We start from the raw sequence: 8,487 nt of genomic DNA, 5'->3' as shown, positions 1-8,487 counted from the left end.
CGATCTGGCCAATGAGCGACGACGTTTCGGCTACCGATGGCTGTTCATTCTGCTTTGGCGAGATGGGGAGCCTTCCGGGGTCAATCGCATCTACCGGCCCCAGATACGTCGATCTCTGGCCGTCGTGTTGCACGAGAACTGACGACGCTTATTGAACGGCGAGGCAAGCCCGGCATGATTGTCTCCGACAATGGAACCGAGTTGACCTCGAATTCCATCCTTGGCGGATCGAAGGATCGCAAGGTCGAGTGGCACTACATCGCGCCGGGAAGGCCAATGCAGAATGGCTGTGTCGAGAGCTTCAACGGACGCATGCGCGACGAGTTGCTCAATGAGAGCCTGTTCTTCGGCCTCGTCCATGCCCGCAGTGCTATTGCCGAATGAGCGAACGATTACAACAATTTCCGGCCGCACTCAACGCTCGGATACCAGACCCCGGCAGACTATGCCGGGTCCATCGCCGCAACCGGCTCCAACGCTACGCAATGTGGAAGCTTCGCGTTTCCACAGTTGCTCCCACCGCGCCATTTGGCGTATCAAAAACCGCCGAGGCTCTAATCAGAGCCGGATGAACGTTCAGTGGCAGGTCACAGTGGTTATCAGTCCCGTTTTCCCGGCCGTGTCGCCTCATTGACCGTCGCCAATCCGCTCAGCCCGTCCGTGTTACCGGTTGCTGCCAGTGCCTCGAAGATCTTCTTGGCATCGCCATAGCGCTTCAACTTCAGGTAGGAGTAGCCCTTCAGGACCATGAGGTCGGTGCGCTCGGGGCCAAGCTGCTTCAACTGATCAAGAACAAGGATAGCCTCGCGCGGGCGGTCGTCGTCGAAGGCGGAGATGGCTTTGTTGGCGAGGATGGCGCGTTGGAGTTCGACTACCCTTTCCTGCGACATCGGGGATTTAGCGGCGGAGATGGCGGCTTTGCTGGAGAGGCCGGCGCGCAGATAGGCGAGGCTCTGGCCGTAGGCGGCGTCTTCGCGTGTTTTGGCATTTGCCCCCAGGAGGGCCACTTCGAAGGCTTCGGCTGCTTCCAGCGGGCGGTTAAGGTCCATCAGGCACCAACCGCGGCTGAGGGCCGTGTTTGGATTTAGCGTCCGGGGATCGACGGTCGTTTTGCAGCCGTTGCGGCGGGCAGGCGCGGCTTCCTGCGTAACGCGCACGGTTCGGCGGGGTTCTTCACGCCGATAGTCGATATAGGCTGGCTCTTCGGCGACGACGCGGCGTTGCGGCTCAATCTGCTGCTTCTGGACAACGGGCTGCTCTGCGACCACCGGCCGGGCCATGCGCTCCTGGCGCAGGCGCAAGGCGCGCTCGGCCTCCGTCTCTACCTCGCCGACGCGGGCGATGCGCTCAGAGCGGCCGGCCCACAGGCGCTGGATCTGCGCAAGGCCCGCCTTGTCGCCGATTTGCTGATAGGTCACCGCAAGGCCGTAGGCGGAAGGCTCGTCGTCCAGCTTCCAGCCAAGTGCTGTGCGGAACCACTGGATGGCCGTCTGTGGCTGGCCAAGGGCGCGGGCATACCAGCCGAACTGCTGCGCCGTTGCCGGATCGCGCGATTTGATCACTTCCGCCGCGATGCGCTGCAGGACATCGACCTTTATCGGAAGGGGCGGCTCCACGGCGAGCAAATTTGCCGTCGCCGCGAGATAGACCGCCTTTGCCTCGTTGGGAGCATCCCGCCAGCGATACATCGTGTCTTCGGCGTTCAGGAAATCCTTGCGCTCGATCAGCGTCAGCGCCAGCCCCTGCGAGGCGGAAGCGGTGTCTTCCTTGTCATGCGCACGTTGGAACCACTGTTCGGCGGAGGGCATGTTCTTGTGCAGATAATGATACCAGCCAAGCAGCAAGGCATCGGATGCGAGGCCACCCGTTTCTGCCGCCTTCTCCAGCCGCTCGACATAGGCAGCCGGCACCGACTTCTTTTCGTCCGTATTGGCGTCGGCGATGAAACGGCGGGCGAGATCGTCCCGCAGGCTGTCGAACTCACCTGCCCCGTTGTCCAGCACCTTGCCCTTGGCGAGCAGTTCCTCGATGGCGGGCGCCGGCAGGATCGCCGAGGCCTTCTGCACGGTCGCGAGACGTTCCGCCGTGTTCGTGCAATTGTTGAGGATGTAGTTGTAGGCATCGGTGGCACGTTGCGCACGGTCGGTACGGAAAAAGGCCTCGGCGACGCGCCAGAGAACGTCCACCTCGCTGCAGGTCAGCAGACTGGGCGTTTCCGAGCCGAGCGTGACGACGGCCTCGTATTGCTTGAGATCGGAGGCATTGATGAGCCTGAGGCGGGCTTCGGCGACGTTCAGCCGCTCCATCAGGTCGGCCGGCGGTTTCCAGGTCGGCTCCTTCGCCTGCCGCTCGGCAATGGCCTTGCGGACTTCGGCATAGCGCGCTTCGGAGTAGAGCTTCCACATATCCTCGAGCGCGGTGTCGGCGTTCTGCGGGACGGCCAGCGGGTCTTTCGGCGGAACCCAGTTGGGATAGAGCGCCTTCAGCCGCGAAATTTCCGCCTGCAGGCGAACGGTGTCGCCGCGGCTTGCGAAATAGCGCAAGGCGCTTTCATCGACCACCGGATCGGTCGCGGATGTGGTGATGGCATCGGGAAGAGTTGCGGGCGTGGGAACGACTTCGCGGAAATTCGGCGCGGCATAGCGCGACATCTTGCCCGCGGGGGCAGTAAGAGATGCCAGTTCGAACGATGCCGCCTCGTCGGCCGCCGTCCCGCCCTTCACGACGTCGACCAGCCTGTCGAAGATCGCACTGTCGCGCACGCCGACAAAGGCGGCGGCAAGGGCGACGGACAAGGCGAGATGCGACAGCTTCATAAACACTCCGGCCGCTTTTCAGCGACAAATGCCAGCCCCAGAAGATGGAGCGTCGACGGATAATAGAGCGTCGGCTGAAAGCGCTTCACGTCTTCCGGCAACGACGTTCCGTCGATTACACAGGCCAGAATATGGTTAACAATTCGATAACCCGGATCGCGTAAGTTGTTTCTTATATTTCCCGTTTCTATATCAATGATTGCAGCGGCGCCGTTGTTTCCAGCCATTCCCCGGCGAAAACGATTAAGCACGACGGGGTCGTTTTCGCCTGCGCGCACCAGATAAAGCGGGATACGCAAGGCGTTATAGCCGAACTCGGGCGGAAACCCCTCGGCAGGTTTGGGCTGGACTGCAAGCGACAGCCAGTCGGGCGGCAGCGCTTTCGGCCCAAGTGCGGCCTGACGCACCAAAGCCAGGCCGGATTCGCGAATCCGCGCCCATTGCGGCGATGGCACGAGCGAATCAAGCACGGGCAAGGCCTCGAACACCCAGTAGGAGAGATTGACGACAGGCCCATCCTTGCGGGCCGGCGCGACGAACCCCTCGGCGCCCGGCAACAGCAGGCTTCGGTCGGATTGCTCAAGGATGGCATGGTCTAGCATGGCGCGGGCGATTGCGGCGCCTGCGGCGAGATAGTCGTTGCGCTTCCACTCCCGCCCGGCCAGCGCCAGCGCATAGGCGATGAGAATGTCGCCATCGGTCGCGTTGTTGATATCGGTGACGTGCGGTTTGGAAGCCGGGCTCCACTTCCAGGCGGCAAGGCCGTCATTGCGGATCAGGAGTTCGGTTTTGGTAAAACTCCAGATCAGCGCGAAATCGGCACGCTCACCGGCCAGATAGGCGAGCAGCAGGCCATAGCCTTGCCCTTCGCTGTGGCTGATATTGCCGTTGCCGTCATCGACGATCCGGCCGCGCGGATCGAGAAACCGGGCTTTGTAGGCATCCCACGCCTGCGCTTCGATATGCTGCTGCGACCAGGCAGACGACGTCGCCATCATCAGGCCGGCAAGCCCGGCAAGAAGAGACAGAAGCATCGCGCGGGCACGTGCCGTCATCCCCTCCGTCCCAGGTTGGAGAGCAGGAGGGCCGTTGCAAGCCCGAGAATGACCGTCAGACCGGCCAGCAACAGCGCGTAGCTCAGGATGTTGCTGGAAAGCCAGTTGGCGGCGATGAGCCGATAATTGGCGAAGGACGGCGGCTGCGTCGACACGAGTTCGACGCGGGTCGCAGCAACCGTATCGATGGCCTTGGCGTCGGGTCGGTAGCTGGCGACATGGCCGGTAATCCGGCTCCAGTTCTCCCGCGCGGTCAAGGCCAGCGCTCCATCCCTGAGTTCCTTGCCCGTGCGGCCGGCCAGCACGGTCCATGTGCCGTTTTCTTCCGGGCTTGCCCCTTGCGCGAGGATCAGCGACGTATCCTTGGCCGGGGAGAAGCTGACCTCGTCCGCCGGCGTCAGCCGCAGCGAACTCAGCGAAATGTCGAAGTTGCGCTTCATCCAGTCTTCGATGGCGGTGACCTGGCCGTTCCAGGCCCCTCCCCTCAGCTTGCCGCGCCATTCGTCGAAGGCTTCGCGCGTTTCCAGATCGTCCCCCGCCGCACTTTCGCCGCCGCCCCAGACCGTCTGGTTGGTGGCGGCGATATTGAGCTGGGTGAAGACCGCGGACGGCATCTGCGAAAGCGCCCCGATGAAGATCGCATTGCGGTTGCCGATCAGCGACGGCGAGGCAACGGTCTCGATCGGGATCGGGTGGCCGGCGCTTGTCGCAATGCGGGCAAGGAACGTCGCCGAGGCCGAAAGTGTATCGCTGTCGATGCGATCCACGAAAACGGGTACCGGCGTCCTCGCGCGGCTGTAGGGAAAACCTGTTCCCGCGACGGCGGATAGATTGGGCACTTGCGCGATCTGGGCGAAATCCGGCATGTGAAACTCGGACGTGTCGAACAGCGCGAAACGGGGTGTTTGCGATGCCGCAGTGCCGGGCACGCAGGCCTGGTCTTCATCCGTGTTCAGGATCGCCTCGATCGCGACCGTATTCACGCCGGGCTGGAAATGGCGAAGCGTCACGTTGATCGGCAGGTGGCGCAGGATACCGCCGCCCGGCGTGGAGATCGGCACGGTCGAGGCGATGTTGCCATTGATATAGATATCGATGTGGCTGCCGGGCAAAACGGTTTGCGCATAGGCGGCATCGAGCAAAAGCACGGCTTCGCCATAGGCATTCGCATAGAAATCGGAGGGAACCGCGAGATTGAACTCGGTACGGAAACGGCGGCCGGAGAAATTCTCCGTCTTGACGCCCAGCTGGCTGAAGCGGATATCGGTGCTGGAAAAGAGAAACGGCGCGTCCGGAGCGTGCCAACGCTGGGTCGCAATGACATCGCGGCGGGAGTTGGGGCCGGCATCGGTCGGGGCGACGATGCTTTCGATGGCGCTCGCCACCGCCTCCCAGGACGGGCCGCTGACCACGAGTACGGGCGCGCCGCTTCTTGCGTCGTTCACGAAGACCGCGATCGGGCCGTTTGCCGCCTCCGCCGGCAGTTCCGGCAGCATGGGTTTCAATTCGCCGGCCGTGCCGACCAGAACTGTCATATGACCGGGACGGGCCTGCTCGGGCGCCGCGGCTTCGATGGTGACCGATTGGCTCGGCATGTTGGCGAGAACGGCGAGCCCCTGCGCCAGCCGCATCAGCGGTACCGTCGCGGCCGGTCGCTCCATGGCCGGCACCACGAGGTTGAATTGGGTCAGGCCCTTTTCGTCGACGCCGGCGGCGCGAATATCGTCGATGCCGTTGAAGATGCCGGCGCGGCTGCCGTCGAAATCCAGATAGGTTTTTTCCGCGCTGATATTTGACCAGAGTTCATAGGTCGACTGCACGGAACAATCGGTGCGATGGCGCTGTGAAGCGCGGAGCCGCACGAGATTGGCGCCCGGCTTCAGGAGACCCTTCGGCACCGTAAGATTGAACTCGGCCATCCCCTCGGCGGAACTCAGGTTCTCTTCGGAAAGCGCGACGTCGTTGATGCTGACGGAAAGACGGGAGGCTTCCGGCGCGACGAGAATGGAGTTTTGATAGCCGATGTTGAACGTCGCCGCCGATGCGGCCTGCTCCGGCGTCAGGTAGATACTCCACGCGCGCTCGGCGATCTCACCGGAAAGGCTGAGATCGCCGCCGGGCAGAACGAAACGGCGGAAATTCTGGGCGGGCGCGGTGACGGATGCATTCTGCGCAGCTCCGGCATCGTCGGAGCCGTCGGACGGCTGGTCCGGGATCGCCGGCGGCATTTCCTGCGCCGGCCGCTCCGGCGACATATCGAAGGGCAGATTCTGGGCGTAGCCACAGTGTGTAACCATCAGCAATGCCAGGCCCGAGAGAAGAAGGGTGCGCCTCATGAGCGATTTCCCTCCCGCGCTGCCTCCAGCCGCGCGCCGGTTCCCTTGAACAGATAGGCGAGGCCGCGGCTGGTCTGATAGAAGGCGAGGCCGAAGAACCAGAGGGTGCCGCGCAGCAGGCCGGGATTGCCGCGCCGCGACAGCTGGAAATCGGTCCATTGCTTCGAGTTTGCAAAGATTAGGTCGGCGACAAGGCTATGGTGGCGCGCGACTTCGGGAAGGTAGCGGCAGCCGACCGTAATGATATCGCCGGATACCGTGTTGTTGCGGATGGCAACGGGCAGGATTTCCGGCTCTCCATCGCCGCTATAGGGCGTGAAGCGGATTTCGCCGCGGGTATCGACCGCCAGATGCGGGATTTTCTGCACGAAGACATTGACGCGGGCGCCATACACCGAGACATCCTCGATGGTCGCAGGATACCACTTGCCCTCCAGCCCGAATTCACAGCGGCGGCTCACCTTCACGCGCCGCGTCGCGGTCTTTTCGCCGCGCTCGGAGACGACGCCCAGCGCGCAGCCCGCCAGCACCAGATTGAGCAGGTTCCAGCCGCCGACGACGAGCGTCACGTCAGCCTTGTAGGGCTCGGCATAGACCCGGTAGATCGTAACGACGAGCGCCAGCAGCAGCACACCGAAGATCACGAAGAACGGGCGGCTGATTTCCGACAGACGGCTGACCAGCACCGATTCATCCTTCGCCGTCACCTTGAAGCTCGGCTTGCGCGGATTGATGATCGCCGAGATGACGGCCGGCAGCAGGTGTACGGTCTGCACATATTCGTAAAGTTCGGAGATCCACGGCCAGCGGAAGGCGCCGTAGAGATAGTTCTGCATCATCAGGTTCACGAGCATGTAGGCCAGCGTATACGCCAGGAATTCCCCGCCCGACGCCGTGAAGATTTGCAGATCGAGGAAAAGATAGCAGAGCGGCGCGAACAGGAAGATCGCGCGCGGAAACGGAAACAGCCAGAACATGATCGATGACATGTAGCAAAGGCGCTGCGGTATCGAGAGGCCGCGCTTCAAGAGCGGGAACCGGAACCGCATGATCTGCATCATGCCCTGCGCCCAGCGGCTACGCTGGCCGATGAAGCTGGCGAAGGTCGCGGGCTGCAGGCCGGCGATCAGCGGCTTGTCGACATAGACGCTGTTCCAGCCGTTGGCATGCAGCTGGATCGCGGTTTCGCAGTCCTCGGTGATGCTGAGGCCGGCGAAACCGCCGGTCTCGTCGAGCGCGTGCCGCCGCAATACCGCCGCCGAGCCGCAGAAGAACGAGGCATTCCACTTGTCGAGCCCGCGCTGGATGATGCCGTAGAACATTTCGTTCTCGCTCGGCATGCGCTCGAAGGTCCTCAAGTTCCGCTCCACCGGATCGGGATTGAGAAAGAAGTGCGGGGTCTGCACGAGGAAGAGTTTCGGGTCGTCCTCGAAATAGCCCACGGTTTCCAGAAGGAAATCCTGGGCCGGAGCATGGTCGGCGTCGAAGACCGCGATCAGCTCGCCGGTCGAATGTTTCATGCCGTTGTTGAGGTTGCCGGCCTTGGCATGTTCGTTGCGGTCGCGGGTCAGATAGTTGACGCCGAGATCATGGCAGAGCGCCTTCAGCTCCTGATGCCGCGCCCTGGCCGCCTGATCCTCCAGCAGGTTGGTGGAGGTCCGCTTCTGCAGCGTACCGCCGTCGTCAAGCAGCCAGACGGTGAACTTGTCGGCGGGATAATCCATGCCCTTTGCCGCGGCGAGCGTATTGGCGAGCAGGCCCGCTTCCTCGTTATAGGTCGGCACGAAGACATCGACCGTCGGGAAATAATCCTCGGACGCCGCCCGCGACGGCAGCGGCATGGACACGACGAAGAGGCTGAGCGCCAGCATCATGACGCTGTACATCTCGGCGAGATACAGCATGAAGCCGGGAATGAAGTTTTCGAGCTGGTTGACCGGCGGCAGCGTGCTGGTGGTGCGCCAGTAGACATAGCGCAGCACGACGGCCGTGCCGAAGGCGAGCGCGATCAGCCGCCATTTGCCCTCCGCCCGCAGAATTTTGATGATCGCCATGGCCGTGACGATCACGAGGCTTGCGATCAGCTGGGTCTGCAGATTGATCGGCAGGGTGATCAGCAGGATCACACAGAAGGACATGAACGCCCAAAAAAGTATGATGCCGGCTTTGCGCATGCGATTTTGCCCTTCGGGAAACTGCCGGCACCCGTCGTCGCTACCTATTTCCGACGACCGCGCGCGAACCTATTCCTGATCCGAGGTCCGTCATGGACCGTTTTCT

The 8,487-nt window shown here is 62.6% G+C and carries 4 protein-coding genes and 1 pseudogene; 1 reads left to right on the top strand and 4 read right to left on the bottom strand.

Features of this window, described 5'->3' with window-relative positions; all coding sequences use genetic code 11:
- Window positions 1-572: pseudogene (locus tag ASC86_RS25295) on the top strand (integrase core domain-containing protein); the annotation flags it as partial.
- Between the two features lie 27 nt (window positions 573-599).
- Here the strand turns inward: ASC86_RS25295 and ASC86_RS15600 are convergent.
- Genes ASC86_RS15600 through bcsA form a run of 4 tightly spaced genes read right to left on the bottom strand, consistent with a single transcriptional unit; the run spans window position 600 to window position 8,381 of the window.
- Complete coding sequence (locus ASC86_RS15600; protein WP_056322977.1) at window positions 600-2,816, bottom strand: hypothetical protein; 2,217 nt, start codon at window positions 2,814-2,816, stop codon at window positions 600-602.
- Window positions 2,813-3,814 (bottom strand): glycosyl hydrolase family 8, encoded by a 1,002-nt coding sequence (locus ASC86_RS15595; protein ID WP_244477623.1) that lies wholly within the window; start codon window positions 3,812-3,814, stop codon window positions 2,813-2,815. Before ASC86_RS15595 ends, ASC86_RS15600 begins: the two co-directional genes overlap by 4 nt.
- 53 nt (window positions 3,815-3,867) lie before the next feature.
- The gene (locus ASC86_RS15590) at window positions 3,868-6,207 is read right to left on the bottom strand and encodes a cellulose biosynthesis cyclic di-GMP-binding regulatory protein BcsB (RefSeq protein ID WP_056322974.1); all 2,340 of its coding nucleotides are present in this window, start codon (window positions 6,205-6,207) and stop codon (window positions 3,868-3,870) included.
- Window positions 6,204-8,381, bottom strand: a complete 2,178-nt coding sequence (bcsA, locus tag ASC86_RS15585) for a UDP-forming cellulose synthase catalytic subunit (RefSeq protein WP_056322971.1) — start codon at window positions 8,379-8,381, stop codon at window positions 6,204-6,206. The genes ASC86_RS15590 and bcsA overlap by 4 nt, the downstream gene beginning before the upstream one ends.
- Window positions 8,382-8,487 lie beyond the last annotated feature (106 nt).

The organism is Rhizobium sp. Root1212, from assembly GCF_001424985.1.
Classification (GTDB): Bacteria; Pseudomonadota; Alphaproteobacteria; order Rhizobiales; family Rhizobiaceae; genus Pararhizobium.
The sequence above is the reverse complement of the archived record's forward strand: the minus strand, read 5'-3'. Positions and strand labels throughout refer to the sequence as shown.

Excerpts from the sequence above, each read along its gene's own strand:
- ASC86_RS15595 (WP_244477623.1), bottom strand. The coding sequence starts at position 3,814 with ATGATGGCGACGTCGTCTGCCTGGTCGCAGCAGCATATCGAAGCGCAG.
- ASC86_RS15590 (WP_056322974.1), bottom strand. The coding sequence starts at position 6,207 with ATGAGGCGCACCCTTCTTCTCTCGGGCCTGGCATTGCTGATGGTTACA.
- ASC86_RS15600 (WP_056322977.1), bottom strand. The coding sequence starts at position 2,816 with ATGAAGCTGTCGCATCTCGCCTTGTCCGTCGCCCTTGCCGCCGCCTTT.
- bcsA (WP_056322971.1), bottom strand. The coding sequence starts at position 8,381 with ATGCGCAAAGCCGGCATCATACTTTTTTGGGCGTTCATGTCCTTCTGT.